Origin of the sequence: Micromonospora sp. NPDC003816 (assembly GCF_042874705.1) — a bacterium.
Classification (GTDB): Bacteria; Actinomycetota; Actinomycetes; order Mycobacteriales; family Micromonosporaceae; genus Micromonospora.
This window is the reverse complement of sequence record NZ_JBIANP010000002.1, coordinates 538,236-557,093: the sequence shown is the minus strand read 5'-3', so window position 1 is coordinate 557,093 and position 18,858 is coordinate 538,236. Positions and strand designations below refer to the sequence as shown.

Sequence of the window (18,858 nt, the reverse complement as noted above, 5' to 3'; positions counted from 1 at the left end):
GAACCACAGGTCTTCCAAGGTTGCGTCCACGGGTGTGGTGTACGACTTGCCCGTGATGGGCGTGTTGCATAGATGAGAGACGGTCATCGCGTCGATCCTTCAAGACGACCAAGTCAGAGAAGGAGGATAGGACGCGATGGCCGCTTCAGAGAGTGCGAACCCTGTTGACCTGCTGCGCGAGCAGATCGAGGGCGCGTCGCCGGATGTGTTGCAGGCGATGGTGAAGACGTTCGCGCAGGTGTTGATGTCCGCCGAGGCGGACGCGATCTGCGGCGCCGGGTACGGGCAGCGCAGCGCTGAGCGGGTCAATTCCCGCTACGGATATCGGGTGCGGGAGTGGGACACCCGGGCCGGGACGATCGACTTGGCGGTGCCGAAGCTGCGCACCGGTTCGTACTTTCCGGACTGGTTGCTGACACACCGCCGACGAGCCGAGCAAGCCCTCGTCTCGGTGGTGGCGACGTCGTATCTGCTCGGGGTGTCGACCCGGCGGGTGGAGAAGTTGGTCGAGCAGCTTGGTGTCAAGCAACTGTCCAAGTCACAGGTGTCGGAGATGGCCGCGCACCTGGACGCCCAGGTGGAGGCGTTCCGCAATCGGCCTATCGACGCCGCCCATTACGCGTTCGTGCGGATGGACGCGTTGACGATGAAGGTCCGCGAGCGCGGGCGGACGATCAACGTCCACGCACTGGTCGCGGTCGGTGTCAACGCCGACGGTCAACGCGAGGTCCTCGGCGTGGACGTCGCCTCCGACGAGGACGGCGCCGGCTGGCTGGCGTTCCTACGGTCGTTGACCGCCCGCGGCCTGTCCGGCGTTGCGCTCGTCATCTCCGACGCCCACTGTGGGCGCGATCGGCGCCGCCCTGCCCGGAGCCGCCTGGCAACGCTGCCGCACCCACTACCTGCGCAACCTGCTTACGAAAGTCCCGAAATCCGCGTAGCCATGGATTGCCACCCTTGTCCGGACGATCTTCGACCAGCCAGACGCCGATGCCGTCCGAGCCCAGTTCGACCGCGTCGTGACCACGATCGAGGCGAAGTTCCCCGCCGCCGCCGAACACTTCGCCGACGCCCGCGACGGCCTCCTCGCCTCCACCGGGTTCCCCCGCCAGATCTGGCGTCAGATCTGGTCGAACAATCCGCAGGAACGACTGAACAAGGAGATCCGCCGCCGCACCGACGTGGTCGGGATCTTCCCGAACCGACCAGCGATCATCCGTCTCGTCGGCGCTGTCCTGGCCGAGCAGACCGACGGGGAGTGGTGAATCACACTGAATGCGATGCCCTAGCCGACTCTGCACAGATGAAGGCATTGGGTCAGGAGGAGCGCCGTTCCTCGCAGCTCCAGTTCACGTTTGTGGGGCGCTGGTCAGTTACGACGTACTCGATTATCACGGACCTTCTCACCGGCGGGTCATAGCTATCGTGGCGGCGCGTAGCAGCGAAGCTGATCCGCTCCCGTCTGCTTCTCGCACTATGGCGTCTGGCCTGCAATGGGCGCGAATGAACCCGGTCGCAGCGTGAGTTGCGCATCGGGTGGCAAGGACGATGGCGTCGGCCCTCCGGGTCCACTGTTTGAGCTGCCGACTGCCGACGTGGTCGTGACTTACGGTGACGCTGACTTGGGGGGCTTGCAGTTGGAGTTCCGCGCGCACGCGGTCGAGGACCTTTTCGTCGAGGGAGTACAACAGCAGATCTTGTGCCGGTATGTCAGGCAAAATGCTGGCCGTGCCTAGGTCATCCTGTTGAGGCCAGGTCAGTCTTGCGCCTAGTTCTGTACTCAGCCGCGCCGCGAAGGTCAACTGATCGGCGTCGAGCCGCTTGGGATGGTCGGAAAGCGGCCGTAGAAGTTGATAAGCAAGCCGAAGCCTGGCTTCCTCGTCGGGGCAGGAGGCGCTGGCTAGGAGGTCGGCCAGGTCGAGCACGACGGTGGCGCGGTCGGGCCCGACCCACCGGGTCGCTTCGGCGGCCAGGTCGTCGAGCAGCCGCGCGTATGTCTCAGCGTCTGGGCTCGCCCGGAGGAATATCTCGGCCAGCGCAACGATGCCCGCGAGATCACCTGGGCTGAAGCGGTTGTGTGTGAGGGCGTTGTTGAGAAGCTCACGGGCTGTTTTGGCGGCTGGTCGTCGGTACTGATCCGAATCGACGAAGGCGCCGACCAAGTGCCAGACGCGTCCGGCCGCTTCGTCGTCGAGTTGCTGGAGGGCTGCGGCGATGTCGTTGTCGGCGTCGGCCGCCGGGGCCCAGGAACGCCACAACTCCTGGTCGAGGATCTCGCGATTTGCGTCATGCTCGGGAAGTCTGGTGATGCATTCCAGCCAGGACTTGGGGCCGGCTGGGGTATCGGCCGACTCAGGCTGGTCGCCATCGGGCAGGCCGTCGCTCTTTGCCGTGGGCGCGGGTTCCCGGTAATGAGCAGCGAGGTCGGGAGCCAACTGCTCCACCGCGGCGAGCATTTCTGGGCTATGGCGGAGGAGTTCGCCAACGGGTGTGCTGTCGGCGACCCAGGCGGCCATGGCGAGCACCGTTAGCGCTTGTGGTCTGAGGTCAGTAAGGGGCCCTTCCATCAGGGCTGGCACCATGGTTCCTGCGTGGATGAGGCGCGATCTGGCCGTTTCCAAGTCGCCGGTGGATAGAGGCTCAGCGAGTGCCGTCGCGTAGACCGCGCCGAGGATCGCGTCCCGCACGGGGGCGGGTGGCCTCGTGGTGGCCACGTCGACGAGATCGGGCAACCGCAGCATCTCGCTGCTTCGTCCGAGCTTTGCGAGCCGTTTGATCCGCAGATGGCTGAGGTTGGTGGCGTTCAGCCCACCGGTCGCGGTGAGTTGGTCGAGGATCGCGGCCGAGGCGGCGTTGGCACCTGAGGCCAGTGCGATCTCAAACTGTGCCAGGAGTCGCCCTACCGGAACTGGTGCATGCCACGATCGGTGCGGCCGTACAGCGAGGGTCTGTTGCAGCAGGCGCAGGGCATCCCACATCCTCTTTTCGACGGCTCGCGGGCTTTCGATGACGAATATTAGGCGGTGGCCAGCGAAACGCACTACGGCCTGGTTGATCGGGTCCTCGTCAGCCAGTTGCGTGGGTAGGCCGTCGAACCGTGCGTAGGTAGGACCGACAAATGCTTGAAGCAGTTCGGACACTGCGCCGGCGTGACGCGCATCCCGCGGGATGACGTAGGCGACCCATTGGCGCGTTTGCGGGTTTTGTCGCGGCAGGACGATAGGGACGCCGCTGCCGTGCCGAAGGACCTGAAGGTACGGCGCCAGGCGGCGGCCGATGACCGAGTTCGGATCGCGGTCCGACCACACCGGATTGGCGGGGCCGAAGAAGGCCTCGATGAAGACGTCGACGGCGAGGGAGTGGTCATCGACAGTAAGGTCAGTGTGCATACGCCGTCCCGAAGCGCCGACGCAGGTCGAGCCGGGTAGTAGCGGCGACCTGCTCGCTGATCTTGTAGGTGACAGCCTCGTCATTGATTCGCATTCCGCGGACCGTAAGGTTCATGGATCCGGTGAGCAGCCACTCGTCGCCACAGAAGGTCTTTTCGTGCACGTCGTCGTCCTGGACGACGGAAAGGTTCTCAGCCTTGGCGAGGCGCCGCAGGCGCCCCAGGAAGGTGTCATTGTGGGAATCGGAGCGGGTGACAACATTAAGGCTTGCACCGCTATGGGTCAGCAGTGCGAGGACCTCCGACAGTTGATACGTGCGGTTGGATGCCTCGACAAAGACGCTGTCGTAGCCGCCGGTGGTGTTGTCGATGGCGTTGACATCGCTGATCCACGGCGACACCAGCCATAGCAGTCGGCTGGGCGACACGAGCTCGGCGACAAGGACGGCGGACAGGACATTGTCAATGCGCAGCCCTGTGGTCCGGCCGGTACGAACGATCCGTTCCAGAATCACTGCAGTGCCTCGCGGATCTCGACGTTTGCCCGCAGCAGGCCGGCATCGCGGACCACAGTGGTGACCTCCCCATATACCCGCAGCACGTCTCGGTCGACCGCGACCGCGGGCACTGCCTGCAGGGCGGCCCTGAACGCTTGCGCGCTACTGGCGGGTGCGACGAGAGCTAGGGCACCACGTTTGCCAATCTCGGTGGTGTACTGCTCCAACCAGTCCGGGCCTGTGACATCGACGGTGGGCAGCCGACCGTCGTGGGCTGCCTGGACCAAAAGCCGGTCGAGCAGTGGCGGCCCGGCGTAGGGCTGGTAGTGCTGCAGGTGCTGGGTGCGGGCACGGTTACCGCGGGGCCACAGCAGGCTAAAGATCTGGTCGGCGGTAAGGGTTGGCCCGCTCACGCCGGGCAGCGTCACCCGGCCCGCACCGACCAGATACGCCAATGCGGTGGCGTCGATCTCAAGGCCGAGTCGCTCCTGCAGCGCATCCCACTCCCGTACCAGGGCCAAGGTGGTGGCGTCTATGGCGCGGGTGCTGCCGGGGCGCAGTAGTCGCGCGGAGAGGGCGGCGACTGCTTGATGGCGCGGGTAACCGTCGAGCGCGGTCCATGCCTCACGCAACTGGCGCAGGGCATGGTCCGCGTCGTGCGCTGACCGCGCCTGCCGGAGCCCGTCCATGGCCTGCGCCGCCGCACTGGTGGGGTGGGTAACGACGTGGTCGAGCAGGTGCACGAGTGACTCGTGCACATGTTCGTGGTCGCTGGGGCCGAGCGCGCTGTCGACCAGGGCCCAGAAGCGGCGTGGATCTTGCGCGTAGTAGGTGGCGAACTGCTCGACGATACCCATGCCGCCGAGGGAGGTCTCGCTGAGCCAGATCGTGGCGGGAGCGTCGGGTTGAGCCGGTTCCTGGATGTCGACGATGAGATCGCGGTCCTGGGCATCAGGACAGGCGCGTTGCACTGCGGCGAGGATGGCCGCGGCGATGGTGTCCCGGTAGACTCGGCGGGCGAGGTCGCCGCTGCTAGTGGCGACCTCGTCGGCCCACAGCAACCGCCCATGATGATCCAACCGCTCGATGACCTTGGGGTGCCGGCTCAATTCGGTCAGCGTGGTGACGAGCCGCTCGGGCGCGGCGCTGCCGGGGTTGGCGTCCCGGTACAGCACCCGCAGGATCTCGTCGATGTCAGCGCCCCAAGCCCCGCCGCGCAGCACGGCGTAGATTGCTTCGCTGCTCTGTATGGTGCGGTGAGGCTGGGTAGCGGCAAGCGCGTACGCGGTGGTGTAGACCAGGCTCAGCCAAGTGCGCTGGAAGGTGTTCGCTATTTGATCGAGCTCAGCATCCTCGGCGATAGCTGTGGTGAACGCGAGTAGGCGCCACTGCGGTGAGCGCAGGTAGGTGTCGACCGTTTCGCGCTGCAGGTCAAGGCATGCGAGACGAAAGCTGACCGCGTCGACGGTAAGGCGGAACCCGAGGGCGGCTGGTTGCCCATCCAGGGTGTAGCGGACGCTGCTGGACTCGGTACGGTTCGGGCGCGTGTACGTGGTCTCACACTCGGCACCGATCGTCATTCGTCGGACTTCTGCCGGGTTTCCGGCCGCGCTGGTAGCGAACCCGACGGCACTGATGCGCGTGCCCCAGGCGGAGGGCTGCGGAACATCGGCCGAGAACAGGCCGCTGGTAGGTGCGAGCACCTGGGAGGCCCAGATCGGGATGCCCTGGGATCGGGTGTCGATGTCGGTGGGCGGGCGGCGCAGCGCGATCACGTGGGGTCGTACGACCTGGACCGGTGGGTGCCCGTCCGGGCTCCAGACACCTTGCGGGGTGAACGCGCTGACAAACCTGCCGACGTCGAGGATCCCGTTCGCTGATGTGTCGGGTAGTGCCACCCAGGTTCTGTCGTCGCTGCGGCGGTGTCCGTAACGGCGGCTGACCTTGCCGGGCACCGCCTCGCGAAGTGCTCGTTCGATCGAGAGGGTTTCCTCCTCATCGGTGAACGGCAACTCGAAGGCGACCTCGGGAACGTTGAGTGGCTCGTACAGGGTTCCGGTGGTGAACTCGGGCAGCAGGCTTCGCGGATGCGCGCCGGGATCGACGGCTGCTGCGGGCTTCCAGGCCGAACGCAGCCGCCGCAGCGCAGTTGGCACGACTCCGAGTAGAAGTGCGCGGGGCTGCTCCCACAGCAGGGCCTGGGCTTCGTCTTGGCTGATGTCGAGAGCGCGACGAAGGTGGTTGATCAGACTGTCTTGCAGCGCCGCGTCGGTGAGCAGTTGCTCCAGCAGGTCGGCCAGGGGGGTGACGTAGTGGTCTGGTATCGGCCGGGTGCCGGGCACAGGCGCGGTCAGTACGCGGCGCACGTCGACGTGGTTGCGACGCAGCATAGCGGCGAGCCAGTCAAGCATGGCCTGCGTGCCCTGGATCTTCAGGACGAAGCGGTTGCCGATGGGCAGGCGGGTGGCGGCCAACTCTGGCGAGAACAGCGTGTCGTAGGCCTGGTAGGCCAGCCGGTCGCGGCCGTAGTCGGATAAAGTCACCACGGTCCAGGGGCGGGTACCACGGCGGCGGCCTGCCCGGCCACGGCGTTGAATGAACGCGGCGGCGTCATGTGGCGCCTTGTGCTGAAGGACGAGTCCAACGCGGTCGTCGTCGTAGCCCACCTCGAGCGACGCGGTGGCGACGATGAGATCGGCGTGTTGGTCGACGCCGGCATCCTGCGAGGAGGTTCGTCCGATCTGGAGCTCACCGACGGTGGCCATCGGGTCGAGGTCTCGGCCGATCTGCTTGACAAGATCCCACGACTGGCCATCGGTGTAGCGCTCGCTCCAGTGCTGCGCGTCGGGCGACCGCAGGCCTGCCAGCACGTTGCCGGCTCGACGTGCGCGCTGGATGCCCTGCTGCCCTTCGGCGTCACGAAGGTCGTCGTAAAAGCGGTTCGTCACGTCAAGATCGTCGGTGAAGAGGAACCCCCTCGATCCGTGCAGGAACTCTCGGCCGGGCAGGTCGAGGACTCGGCCGTAGAGCATCGCGGTCTGGATCGACGTGGACAGCTGACTGGCGCCGGACACCGGGTCGGATCGCAGTGCGATGGCGTACTCCCGTCCTTCCTCCTCGAAATCGTTGTCCCCGGGGGTGATGTAGTCCACCGACGCGTCGGGCAGCCCGGTGAGCTGGCCGAAGAACGCGGCGGCGTCGCGAAGGGTGGCGCTGAGCCCGACGATCGTCACCGGGGCACGCAGTGCGTGGCGCCACCGGCGTAGCAGCAGGCCGACCTGGGCGCCGTGCATTCCGGTGTAGGTGTGGGCCTCGTCGAGCAGGACGAGGCTGGGCCGCCGTGGCCCGAACCAGCCGAGGAGGGTCCCGAGGCCGGGGTCGGTGGAGTTGCGGTTGAGCATCTCCGTGGTGGTGAACAGCAGGTCGGGCGGCGACTGCCGAAGCGTGTCACGGGTGAGCGCCAGATCGGAGATCGTGGTGCCGCACGGCGCGCTGGTGCACCGGACCCGCTCCCGGTGGTCCGCGCGATCCTGTCTGCTCCACACCAGTTCTCCGCCGCATGTGGGGCATCTCAGGTAGGGGCAGAGTAAATCGGTACCGCGCTCAGCCCAGCCGCGCTTGAGATGTGCCGCGGTACCGGACTCCAACTGCTGCAGACTTTGGGGGGTATCACCGTACAGAACGCCGATCCGCAGGCGGCGAGCAGCGCGCTGCTCCTGGGCAGCGTTGACGCGTAGCGCGGCCTTGACTGCCTCGCGCAGTTGGTCACGGAGCAACTCGATGCGGGGATACAAAGCGAGGGTGTGCACGCCGGTGCCACCTGCCCGGGCGTGGCCGGCCATGGCCAGGAAAGCCGGCAGGTAAAAGCTCAGCGTCTTTCCACTACCAGTACCTGCGCCGACGATGATTCCGGCGTTGCGGCGAGACCTGACGTCGCTCAGGACAGCTGTCGTGCCTTCGATCTGGAAACCAGCCAAGTCGAAGTCGCCTAGTTGCGCTCGGGCGATGGCCGTGTCGTGATCAGACCAACCCGGCAATTCAGCGAGTGTGGCCAGCGCAGCGTCGGCGGAGATGTTCCGACTCGGGTAGCGGCGCCGGTTGACCTGCAGCCGGAAGTCGGCGACGAGTGTCTTGCCGTGCTGCCACCATCGGGGCGGTGGCGCGGCGGGCTGACGTAGGGGAAACAGTTGTCGGAGTCGGCTGGTGAGCCGGACCGTTTCACCCATGCGGGTGCGGTAGCGCTTCGGAGACGTGTTGGGCACCGAGAACAGCAGCGCGGCGTCGAGCAAAGCCTCGCGAATCTGGTCGGCGTTGGCGTCGGTGGGTGCGTCCGGGTCGCCGAGCCGTTCGGCGATGACGGTCATGACCTCGTCGTGGGCCAGGCTGCCTGTGGTGACGCCCCACGTCAGTAGCGGCAGTTCGAGGTCTTCCAAGTCGTCGAGGATCGTCGACAGGAAGCCACCGTCACGCCGCAGTGTCACCCACTTCTCCTTTGCACTTCGATCTGGTCGGCGACCTCGTACCGGCGCAGCAGCGCGATGTCGTCGTCCGACAGGTGGGCCAGCGTTGTCCGCTGCCCCAGGCGGGTCAGCAGCGTTTGCAGTTCGGGAGCCGGATCCTTGAGCGCATCGAGATCTTCCTTCAGACCAGCGTGGACGGCGGCGAACTCGACCACGTCGGAGCGAGACGGAACATCGACCTTTCTGAGCTTGTTCAGTTTACTCAACCGCGCTTCTTCCGTGCGCCGCTCCACGGGAGGAAGCATGACCATGCGGTGCAGGGCCAATTCCGCCATCCGCGCGGTGTTCCACTGCGACCACGCCTGCGACAGGCTGAGGCGAACGTCGCGACGGACGCCCTCGATCTTCTCCTTGGCAGAGGTGAAGGCCCGCATGGGGGGCAGGCCGGCGTCCCCGGCCGACCGTGCAAGCGCCTCACGTCCGAGGTCAAGGCGAACCGCGGGCAGGTCCACGCCCCGCTCACGAAGCCGATCCGCTGCGCCCAACGCCGCTTCGACATCGTCAAGGACGGCGTTGAGTTCCTCCAGCCTGGTCAGGATCCGTTTGGCGTTCTCCTCCCCTGCTGCGCCCATCCGGAGTCTGTCCGCTTGGGCGCTCAACGCCCGGGCCTTGTCCAACACCGAGTCGAGGATCATTGCGCACCTCCACCGAGGGCGCCCCAACGACGGAGGAACTCCTGCACCCGCACGGCGGTGATCGCACCAGATCCGCCAGCCCGCCGTTGGGCCGTGGCAAGTTGTTGCGTCAGCCAGGCGTCGCTTGCTGTCAGGAACCGACGGATAACTCCCAGATCCTCCCCCCGGTAGGCGGTCACCAGCCTCAGTGTGGCCCGGTAGCGAACGTCCGCATCGGCCTGCGACTCGATCTGGTTCAAATGACGTTGAAGTCGATCGACCCGGCGCCAGTCGCAGTGGCGGGCGGCCTCGACGAGGGTACGGAAGGCTGTGAGATCGTCGGGGCCGAGCCCTTCGCGCAGCGCGTCGTCAAGCGCCTGTTCGACCGCGGTCACGGTGTCGCTGCCGCTGACGCCAGCGGGAAGGCCGCGCCGAATGTCGGCGAGGTCCTCGCGCAGCCGCACGGCCTGCGCCTCGACGAGGTCGTCGAACTTGGCGAATCCGGCCACGGCCTCCTTGGCTACCCATTCCGGCAGCCGTTCGGGTCGCCAGGTCCACTCCTTGGCCGCACGAGCGAGCAACGGCATGGCCCGGGCCGCGTCCACCATGCGTACGTCGCCTCGGGTGCCGCGGCGGTAGCCAACGCTCTCGCGCAACCTCGCAACGAGTTCCAGGCGCGCGGCCCGGTGGGCCTCCCAGAGCGACACCCACGGCGCGACGCAGCCGTCTACGTCGCTGCGATTCCACGAGGCGCCGTCGTCGAGGACGGCGTCCAGCAACGCAGGGCTGGCCATTTCGGGCCACGCGCGGCCGGCGAGAACAGCGCCGAGCAGGGAGGCGCGCATGGCGGTGACGAGGTCCTCGTCGGAGAACGACCGGGCGCGAAGGACGGCTCGCTGCAGGTCTCGCTGATGCCGACTCGCGATGCGGTGCAGACGCCTTATGGCACCCGCATTCCCGGCGGTCACGCCATTGGCAGCCAGCAGCAGTTGCTGAAAGAAGGTGGCGTTGCGCGGGCTTCGCTTGAACTTGATCGGCGCGTCGCTGGTGCCGACCATGCCCTCCCCCTCGGCGTCCTCGATCGACACCACGATAGAGCGTGGCGGCCATGCCTTCTCCACTTGCGCCGCCAGCGGCTCAGCCATCACCGGCTCGTTCCACGCACACTGGCTCACCACCGCCTGCTTGATGATCGTCCGCAACTCCAGCGCCGTGCCTTGCAGCAACCTTCCTCCGCCGCCTTGCCAGTTCTCCAGGTCGTCGTACATCTTCCGCACCCGCGCCGGCAGGACATCCACTCCGGAGGGGTGCGGGGCCGTGCGCCCGGCGATCGATTTGTCGGCGGGCGGGCGCTGCGGCCCGCGGATGATCCGATCCGACCGCTCGGTAAGGTCAAGCAAGCTGATGCCGAAGGCGTGGTGAAGGTCGGGTGACAGATTTACCAATTCCTCGGGAGCGTCGCCCCAAAACTCCAAGAAGGTCTGGCGGCGTTCACTGCCGGTCGGATCGAGTTCGTCGATCTGTGTCTTGATGGCACCGTAGAGGAATGTTTCTCCGGACCAGGTAGCAGTGGGGTAGTCTTCGCGGAATCTCGAATCTGGAAAGGTTCCCGCCGTGAGCGCCTCGGCGTGTTCCACAAGTACCGGTCGAATGACTTCACCGATGACGGCGCGAGGGTTGAAGGAGTCTGGGCTGTTGTGTGCCGGGCGGGCGCGTATGGCCCGCCGCAGCGCATGCCGGTTGAATGGGTAAAGCCCGTGTCCTTCGGTCGAGACGCCGAACGTTGAGTGACATGGCTGCTTATACGGGCAATCCTCACATTGGTTCGGGGTTTCGGCACCCGCCCCGACGCCGGCCTCCTCGAGCCGTTCCCGGCCCACCCGTGCCGCGTTGAGGTAGCGCCCGACGAACGCGGCGACCTCCGCCTGTCCCCATTCCGACACATCGAAGACGATATCGAGATCGTAGATGTAGGGCGTCGCCGCTTTTGCTCTGGTCAGGACGGTTTCGGCAAGTCGGTCGAAGTAGCCCGGGGTGATGGCCATCAGCGTGCGCACGGGGGCGAGCACGGTTCGTCCGTCGCGTACACCAACCTCGATGAGGGCGTCGAGAAGGTCCCGTTGAACTCCTTGTAGGACCACGAAGTCTTCGATGAGGAGTAGCAATTCCTTGCCTTGGCGGGCGTACTGCCGCCTGACTTCGAGCATCGCCTCCTGAAGGCGCCCGCCGCCGATGTTCCATGCCGCGGTGACAGCCGCCGGCAACTGTTCGGTGAGGATCTCTGCCGCGGCGACTTGCAGCTCAGGCTTTCCCAAATGCCCTAGCACCTGGCGAGCTTTGCCGGAGGCCAGTTTGATGTCGGCCACATCAAGGGGGAGATCATCGACGGTGAAGTGGGTCGGCCTGTCGTTCAGGCCGTCGTGCTGGTCTGACAGGAGGGCGGCGGCCAAGCGTGGGATCAGCTTGCCTGGTTGTAGCAGATAGTCACGAATGTAGGGATCGAGCAGCACTGCGGCTAGCCGATGAGGTCCAGCGAGCATCCTGGCGATGCCTTGTTTGGGGTCGGCAGTGCTCACTGCTTCAGAAAGTTCGTTGATCAGCCGGCGTTCGAGGGCGGCTTGGTCCAGTTCCGTGCTCATCCGATCAACGTCGGCGCGCAGCTGCGCAAGTTCGGGGCTGTCGATGTCGGGCTTGTCGAGCAAGGTCCGGACGACGGCGCGGAGGCTGGTGCTGGTCTTCGGCAAGTAGATGACGGACCGGGTGGGGGTGTCGGGGGTCTTTTCGTGGACCCATCGCACCAGGTGAGACTTGCCGGCGCCCGACTCGCCCACGACCGGCATGAGCATGACTCCATTCGCGGTTGGCCGCTCCAGAAAGTCCTGGCAGACCTGTTCTTCCGTGACCTCGGTGGTCCGGGCGTCGGCGCGGCCCTCAGGGTGACGCCGGCGAATACGCAGCGGTGCGTGGGTAGCGAAGAAGACTGCCCGAGAAGGGGAAACCGCCTCTGTGTTGATTATGTGCCCGGCGGTGAGGGGGGACCAGCACAGATGCTGCCGGAAGTCACTCATCGATGGACTCCATCATCTCGAGGTGCGTCACCCTCCGGGTCCCGTTGGATTGGTCGGGGTCGACGAGCAGGACTTCATCGTCAGCGTCGGAGCGACGATGCAGCTGCAGCCATCCGTACTCATCGCCACAGAGCAGCGCAAAGGACAGCGCCGCGGACACGTCGGGAGCGTCGGCGGCCAGGCCGAGCGTTGCGCTGTAGCGCCCGCCCGGCAGGACGGGCAACTCGTCGATGATGACGGCGACCGCGTCACGAGCAGGAAGTCGCGTGCCGGGCGGCCATTTGGCCTGCGTCGTTCGCCGCACGGCAGTCGTGCAGTCGGGGACCAGCGTCTGGCTCTTCGTTCCGAGCCGTGGGATGAGTGGTGGAGCGGCAAATCCCAGTGCGGGGGCCCAATACGTGAACCGATTCCACCGGAAGTCGTTGACGAAAGGGTTGCCGAGGCTCTCGGCAATAGCCCCGCGTTGCTTTTGGACGACCTCGTCGTGGCTCATCGGCGCGTACGGGTCCAGGGTGAGAAACCAAGACAGGGCTCGGACGAGATCCTTAGGGCCTGTTTGGTTTCCGCTATCGGCGATATTCTCGTTTCGGCCGGTGTCGAGCGCTTGTCGGCGTAGAAGGTCATCGAAGGCCGCTACGCCGTCGGGCGTGAGACGCTTCGCCACTTCAGCGAGTGCCACCTGCTCGCCGTCTTCGGCGACGATACCGAGGTCAAGGAGAGTCTTCACAGCGTATTCGAAGGTCGTGTCGCTGTCGTGCTTGCCTGGGGGGAGCAGGCTGGCCGGGCTTATGGTGGCCTTCAGGCTGTGACGGTGCTGCCGTCGTCCTGGGCAGCCTATAAGGTGCCGGGTGACGATCCACATTGCGATGGGGACGGAAGCGGGGTCGTTGAGTAACGGCATCTACAGCGCTCCGAGTGCGGTCGTTATCGGCAGGGACACGTCGCAGGTTTGACAAAGCCGCAAGTGGGGACGTTCGGGATCCGGCAAGTCGCGCGGGTGCACGAGGTAGGTCGGCGCTCCGGCCGCCAGTCGGTCCTGGACATGAAGCGGTAGGCTGGGCCGCTCGTCGCTGACCCAGATCAGGGGTCCGCCGTAGCCGTCGACCAGACTGGCGTCACTGTCGACGATGACGGGCTTCGGCCAAGCACCGCGCTGGACCTGGTCGATCAGTTCCGTGCTGGCGACGGGTCCGACGACCACTGACAGGCCGCGGCGGGTGAGTTGTGTCAGCAATTGCGGCAGAAGGTCGTCGCGAATGGCGGTATCGCGCCACCATAGGCTCATCCAACTGGTCGAGCCCCGCAGGTGTTCGAGAGGGTCAGGCTGATTCGGCCAGCACGCCATCCCAGGCAGCGGCTCGCCGGCACTGCGGTAGTAACCGCCACCGGCCCGCGACGGCGTGCGCCGTCGACACGCCGGGCAGCCCCGACAGTTGATGGTGGTGGAGAGGATGCCGCCACGCCACGGCACGCGGTAGTAGCCGGAGAGAATCTCCCCGACGCATTGGTCGCCCTTGATTACCTGACGTAGGTGTGCCAGAGCCGCCGTCTGTTCAGTCGTCACGAGCCGCCGTTGCGCCTCAAAGCGGTGGTGCCAGAAGGCGTGGTCGTTGGTCCGTCCGTCCCGTATATGCGCGATGACACGGGCGTCTGAGCGCTCGTGGTACTCGTCGAGCCGGCACTGCCACTGTTCCTCGGGTTCTTCGGGTTGCCGTGTCGGGGGTTGCGGCGTTTCCAGGGCGATCAGCTCGGCCTGCACCATCAGGTTGAGCGTGCGCACATTCCACTGGCGGTTGTGGCCGGACTCCTCGGGGATATAAGTCGGCAGGGTGTGGAGGCCGATGTCGTAGGTGCCGTGGCCGAGGTTGGTCGCCGATCGGCGCATACTGCCCCACCGGTCCCAGCCCTTGTCGGAGCTGATCACGACTTCTCGGTTGATTCGGGTGGCGAGCGGGTAGTCGGAAGGTGCGCTGGCCAGGTAGGCGATCGCGGGGCGGCGGTCTCGGCCCCCACGGCCGACTTCCTGGTAGTAGCGGTCGAGCGTCTCCGGTACGCAGGCGTGGATAACGGTGCGGACGTTGGCCATGTCGAGCCCGAGTCCGAAGGCGGACGTGCCCACGACGATGTCGTAGCGAGTGCGGGCTGGGCGGCCGTCAGCGTCCTCACCGCGCCAACCCATCACGGCGGCGCGGCGCGCGGTGTCGTCGAGGTCACCGGTGACCACGACCAGGCGCCGGAAACCGGCATCGCGTAACCGCTGGGCCCACGCCTGCGCATCGCGCTTACGCGTGGTGTAGAGGATCATCGGCCGAGGCAGGCCGCTGACAGCGTGCAGGACGGCAGCGTCGCGAGCGGCTTCCGTCTCGTACTCGTCGATGAAGTAGCTAGGCTCGCGCCGGGTCTGGGCAGCCCATACCAGTTCGGTCTGCCCTGCTGTACCGAACAGGTGCTGAAGGGTGTGGATCTGCTGGCGGGTCAGGGTGGCGCTCATGGCCAGGGTGACCGGCGCGCGCCCCAGCGGCGCGAGCGTGATCCAGGTGCGGCGTTGTCCGGCGATGGCCTGGAACTCGGGGCGGAACTCGTTGCCCCACTGTTCGACCAGGTGCGCCTCGTCAATGATGAGGTGAGTGAGATGGCCTTGGCGCGCTGCGGTTTCAAGCGCGGAGTTGAGGCCACCCAACAGAGCCTCGGGCGCGGCGATGACCACCCGCTGGCGGCCCTGTCGGATGTCCCGGCGGATGGCCAGCTTGATGTCGGCGGCGAGGCCGCCGGTGTAGGCGTAGTGACCGCTGGGGCTGCCGTGCTCACCGCGTTCGGCGAGCAGTCCGCGGAATCGGCGCTCCATGTCCATGGCCAGCACGACAGTGGGCACGACGACGACGGCCACACCATGCTGGCGTGTCGCGGGTATGGCTGCCGCCCAGGCCAGTTCGGTTTTGCCCTGGCCGGTGGGGAGGCACACGATGAGGCAGCTGCCTGGTGGCGCCGTCACGATGGAACGCGCTGCTTCCCGCTGTCCGGCACAGGTGTAGTGCAGGTAGCGCGGCCCGAGGGTTCGCGTCCAGAACGGATCGGCAGGATACGGCGGCGGCGTTACTGCTTGTCCGGCGTAGACCTCGGCCATCTCCTGCTCGGCGGCCTGGTTCGCCTCCCCCGATGGGGTGGGCGGATGCCATGGCTGGGTGGTCAGCGATAGCCCGGCCGGTGTGGTCAACGCCTGGCAGCCAGCCTGCTCCCACTGTTCTCGGCTGGGCAACGCCGGGCCGATAGGCACCTCCAAGGGCCAACTGCCGTGACGGCGTGCCTGCTGCTCCAACAAGATCTGGCGGGTAAGGGCCGCCGCGTCACGCCAACCCGTCTCACCGCTAACCAGACCGTCCAAGGCATCGCGGAGCCGGATGACGGTGCCATCCGCGGGGTGGGCGGCTTCAGGGGCGGGCCACAGCGACCACAGTGCCTGCGCGTCGGCCCAGGCGTCAGACACTCCTCGGCTCCAACTGCAACCGGCCACCGACAAGACAGGTGATCGCCATCAACCGTAACCGTGGCCGACCAAGCCCGGTCACGAGCCCCGCCGTCACATTGACGTCATCGAGATAACTCTCGGTGTCCGACAGCAGGCGGCCCGCTCGTTGCCGGGCCCGGGCCTGTACCTGCCGGATCGCCAGGACGCGCTCTGCCTCCGCCCGCGCCTGCTGTCCGCGCGCGTGGAGGTCCGCCGAGCGACTCAGTTCGATCCGGCCATGCTGTTCGGCTTGCCGGGCGGCAGCGGCAAACGCATCGGAGCCGCCGAAGCATTCCCACAGTGCGTTGACTCGGGCGTCGCTGAGGTTGACGTCGCCGCGCTCTGGGCTGTAACGGGCGTCGAGCCATGCCAGCAACTGTCGGTCCACGACGGCGACCTCGCCACCTGCCGGCAGCCAGACGCGCTGCAGGAACGGCGGGAAGATCACGTCGGCCTGCCGGCGCAGTGCCCGCTGGGCGTCGGTCCGGTCCGCGACGATCTCCAAGGCCGGATCGATGTCGGCCTCGACCAGGAAGTCCAGGCCGAAGTATGGCTGAGGGGCGACATCGCCATGCCCACGCCGCCAGTACGCGGTTGCCTGCCCACGGTCGTCGACGGTGACCACGCGTGCCAGCACGTCGACGAACGGGTTGCCCAGCCGCAGGAGTCGAAGCTCAGGGTAGCGAAGCGCCGTGTTGCGGTTGAAGGTGCCCTCCATCGCCGCTGCGGGCACAGGGTGCCCGGCGAGTGATAGCAGCCGGGGGGACACCAGCAGCGGACCACGCTCAAACTGGAGGGCGTGCTGGACGTCCACGCGGGTCCGGCTGCGGAACCGCAACCCGCCGGGGTTGTCGCCGGCGTAACCGCGCATCGCCCGCTCGTGTTGCCGCCATTCGACTTCCAGGGCGTTCGTGGACTCCGCCACACTGCGACCGAGCGCCGCCTCGTGCACGGCCTCGAGCATGTCCATGCCGTCGATGTCCCGGCGCTCCCGGGTTAGGGTCTCGGTCACGCTGGCGGCGGTGCGGAGCATGGCGGCAGGGCCATCGCGTAGGGCCGCTTCCCAGACCGATTCGACGATCCCGTCCAAGGCTTCCTGCAGGGCGGAGACCGAGTCGTCGAAGATCTTGACGGACTGGGTGAGCAGCGCGGACCAGACCGTAGTGAAGTCTTGATCGTCGACTCCGACCTGGACGACGAATTGCGGTGCCGGCTGCCGCGCTGCACCGAAGACTCCGGCGAACCGGTCTACCCGACCGAGTCGCTGCTCGCACCGGTTCGGTGACCAGGGCAGCCTGACGTGGATGACGGCGTCCGCGTCCTGCAGATTCACCCCGTCCTCGGCGCTGTCGTCGGCCATGAGGACGCCGCCGTCTGCGCGCCACTGGTCGACGGCAGCGGCGTTGTCCTGTGCGCTACGCCGGTGGGAGTGCTCGTGGATGTTGAGGCCCTCCCGGTCGTTGAAGCAGTCCGCGAGTCGACCGGCGAGGCTACCGGCGCCGCAGAAAATCACTGTTCGGCGGTGTTGGGCCGCCACACGCGTCAATGGGCGCGGGTCGAACTCGGTCTCGCCGCGGTCGTCGGCGAGCTTGTCGAGCGCAAGTTCGTCCGCTGCCAGGACTGCGGGCGAGGCCAGAAAGTGCCGCTCCTCGGCGGTGAGGCCCGCGCGGGTGGCTGCGGCTTCGTCGAGGTGCACCCGCCAGCGCAGCGCATCGAGCAGGTCCTGGGTCAGGTCGTCCACGCGAGAGGACAGGACGGCCAGGACCTGGCCATAGGCGCCGGCTTGCTGCTCTGCTCCCTGGTCCAGCAGCCAGTGGCTCACCTGCTGTTGCCACGACAACAGGACGTCACAGGCGCGCATGGCGCGCCCGGCTGGCATGGCGATGGGTTCGGGTCGGCGACGTCCGGTGACTTCGAACGGTAGCGCCTCGGAGTCGGCGCTGGCGACGAGGACATTGTGGCGGCGGTGCCGGATAACGCGGCGGTGCAGCCGGTAGGTCTCGCTGATGTGCGCGCGAAGGCCATCCACCCGTACGCGCAGCACTGGCCGAAGGGCCTCGTCCTGCAGGTCCCCGTCGGCTGTGAGTAGGCCGGTCACGTCGTCGGCAAGCCGTCGGAAGGCGGTGTCTGCCGGGATCAGTGCCGCGATCTCGTCGATGGCGCTGGGTATCAGTGGTTCGAAGTCCGCGTCGAGACTGTGCACGGCCCTCGCCAGCGTTCTACGGCCCTGGAACCGGGCCGCGAACTGGGCACGGTCCTGCCATCGGTAAAGGGTGGGGTCGAGTAGGTGCAGCAGGGCCAGGTGCGTTTCGGGGCGGGCGGTGGTCGGGGTGGCCGACAGCAGCAGCAGCCGCGGCGTGGAGTGGGCCAGTAGGGTCAAGTCGCGGTACGGGCTCTGGTTCGGGTCGTCGGTGCGGCATAGGCGGTGTGCCTCGTCCACGATGACGAGGTCGAAGCCATGGTATTCCTGCCACCGGTCGGGGGTTTCGTGGCTGGTGATCCGCACGGTGGCGGCCGGGAAGTCATCGATGTAGAACTTGGTCTTCAGTTCGGCCTGCCACTGCCGGCGCAGCACGTCGGGCGCGACGATGAGAATCCGGGACGCGGGCCGGTCGAGCAGATGCTGTCGGATGACCAGGCCAGCTTCGATCGTCTTTCCGAGCCCCACCTCGTCGGCCAGCAGGTAGCGCTGGACCGGGTCGCTGAGCACGGTCATGGCGACTTGAACCTGGTGGGTATAGATCTCGACGCCTGCGGAGAGAAGTGCTGGCAGATTGGCACATGCTGCCCGCTGCGCCACGAGGCTACCGAGCATGGGCAGCCGTGCGTCCCGGAAGTGAGGCGACTCGTGGGCGCCTGCGGCCAGGACCTCCACCGAAGACTGGATCGGGCGATCCCACCGCACCCGTAGGTCCTCTTGCGGTACCTGGAAGTCGCGATCACGGTTCGGGATGCGTACGAAGTACAAGTCCGGACCACCGCCGATCACCCGCCCGGCCAGCCAGCGACCAGTATCGGGATCGTGCCAGTATACCCGGGTTTGTTCTAGCAGGCGCACCGGCTGACACTCCTCTGCCGGCACCCACCACGACGCGGCGACCGGCGAGGCCACCGATTCGAACGCGTCGATCCGGACCTGGTCACCGGCCCGTTCCGCTACCCGGCCGATTCCGGGCATGCGGGCGTGCTCCACGAACTGGCCGATCATCAGGGTCGCCGAAGGGGTGCGAGAAGGCACCCACGCAGGCTATCTGACGGTGCCGACA

At 66.8% G+C, this 18,858-nt stretch carries 8 protein-coding genes and 1 pseudogene; 1 reads left to right on the top strand and 8 read right to left on the bottom strand.

Features of this window, described 5'->3' with window-relative positions; all coding sequences use genetic code 11:
- Positions 1-136: 136 nt before the first annotated feature.
- Positions 137-1,262: pseudogene (locus ACFYTT_RS08320) on the top strand (IS256 family transposase); the annotation flags it as partial.
- Positions 1,263-1,403: 141 nt separating this feature from the next.
- Here ACFYTT_RS08320 and dpdD read toward each other — a convergent pair.
- The 8 genes from dpdD to dpdE are packed head-to-tail and all read right to left on the bottom strand — an operon-like array spanning position 1,404 to position 18,830.
- The gene (gene dpdD, locus ACFYTT_RS08315; protein ID WP_387258168.1) at positions 1,404-3,389 is read right to left on the bottom strand and encodes a protein DpdD; all 1,986 of its coding nucleotides are present in this window, start codon (positions 3,387-3,389) and stop codon (positions 1,404-1,406) included.
- Positions 3,379-3,903: a phospholipase D-like domain-containing protein DpdK gene (gene dpdK, locus ACFYTT_RS08310; protein WP_387258166.1), complete on the bottom strand. Its 525-nt coding sequence runs from the start codon at positions 3,901-3,903 to the stop codon at positions 3,379-3,381. The genes dpdD and dpdK overlap by 11 nt, the downstream gene beginning before the upstream one ends.
- A complete protein-coding gene (dpdJ, locus tag ACFYTT_RS08305) occupies positions 3,900-8,366 on the bottom strand; it encodes a protein DpdJ (RefSeq protein WP_387258163.1) in 4,467 nt (1,488 codons plus the stop codon). The genes dpdK and dpdJ overlap by 4 nt, the downstream gene beginning before the upstream one ends.
- Entirely contained in the window at positions 8,363-9,040 is a 678-nt protein-coding gene (locus ACFYTT_RS08300; protein ID WP_387258161.1) for a hypothetical protein, read from the bottom strand. The genes dpdJ and ACFYTT_RS08300 overlap by 4 nt, the downstream gene beginning before the upstream one ends.
- Positions 9,037-12,087 (bottom strand): protein DpdH, encoded by a 3,051-nt coding sequence (dpdH, locus tag ACFYTT_RS08295; protein WP_387258159.1) that lies wholly within the window; start codon positions 12,085-12,087, stop codon positions 9,037-9,039. The genes ACFYTT_RS08300 and dpdH overlap by 4 nt, the downstream gene beginning before the upstream one ends.
- A complete protein-coding gene (dpdG, locus tag ACFYTT_RS08290; RefSeq protein ID WP_387258156.1) occupies positions 12,080-12,988 on the bottom strand; it encodes a protein DpdG in 909 nt (302 codons plus the stop codon). The genes dpdH and dpdG overlap by 8 nt, the downstream gene beginning before the upstream one ends.
- Complete coding sequence (gene dpdF, locus ACFYTT_RS08285; RefSeq protein ID WP_387258154.1) at positions 12,989-15,571, bottom strand: protein DpdF; 2,583 nt, start codon at positions 15,569-15,571, stop codon at positions 12,989-12,991.
- A complete protein-coding gene (gene dpdE / locus ACFYTT_RS08280; protein WP_387258152.1) occupies positions 15,564-18,830 on the bottom strand; it encodes a protein DpdE in 3,267 nt (1,088 codons plus the stop codon). Before dpdE ends, dpdF begins: the two co-directional genes overlap by 8 nt.
- Positions 18,831-18,858 lie beyond the last annotated feature (28 nt).

Coding starts and splice junctions, on each gene's coding strand:
- dpdD (WP_387258168.1), bottom strand. CDS start 3,389: ATGCACACTGACCTTACTGTCGATGACCACTCCCTCGCCGTCGACGTC.
- ACFYTT_RS08300 (WP_387258161.1), bottom strand. CDS start 9,040: ATGATCCTCGACTCGGTGTTGGACAAGGCCCGGGCGTTGAGCGCCCAA.
- dpdH (WP_387258159.1), bottom strand. CDS start 12,087: ATGAGTGACTTCCGGCAGCATCTGTGCTGGTCCCCCCTCACCGCCGGG.
- dpdG (WP_387258156.1), bottom strand. CDS start 12,988: ATGCCGTTACTCAACGACCCCGCTTCCGTCCCCATCGCAATGTGGATC.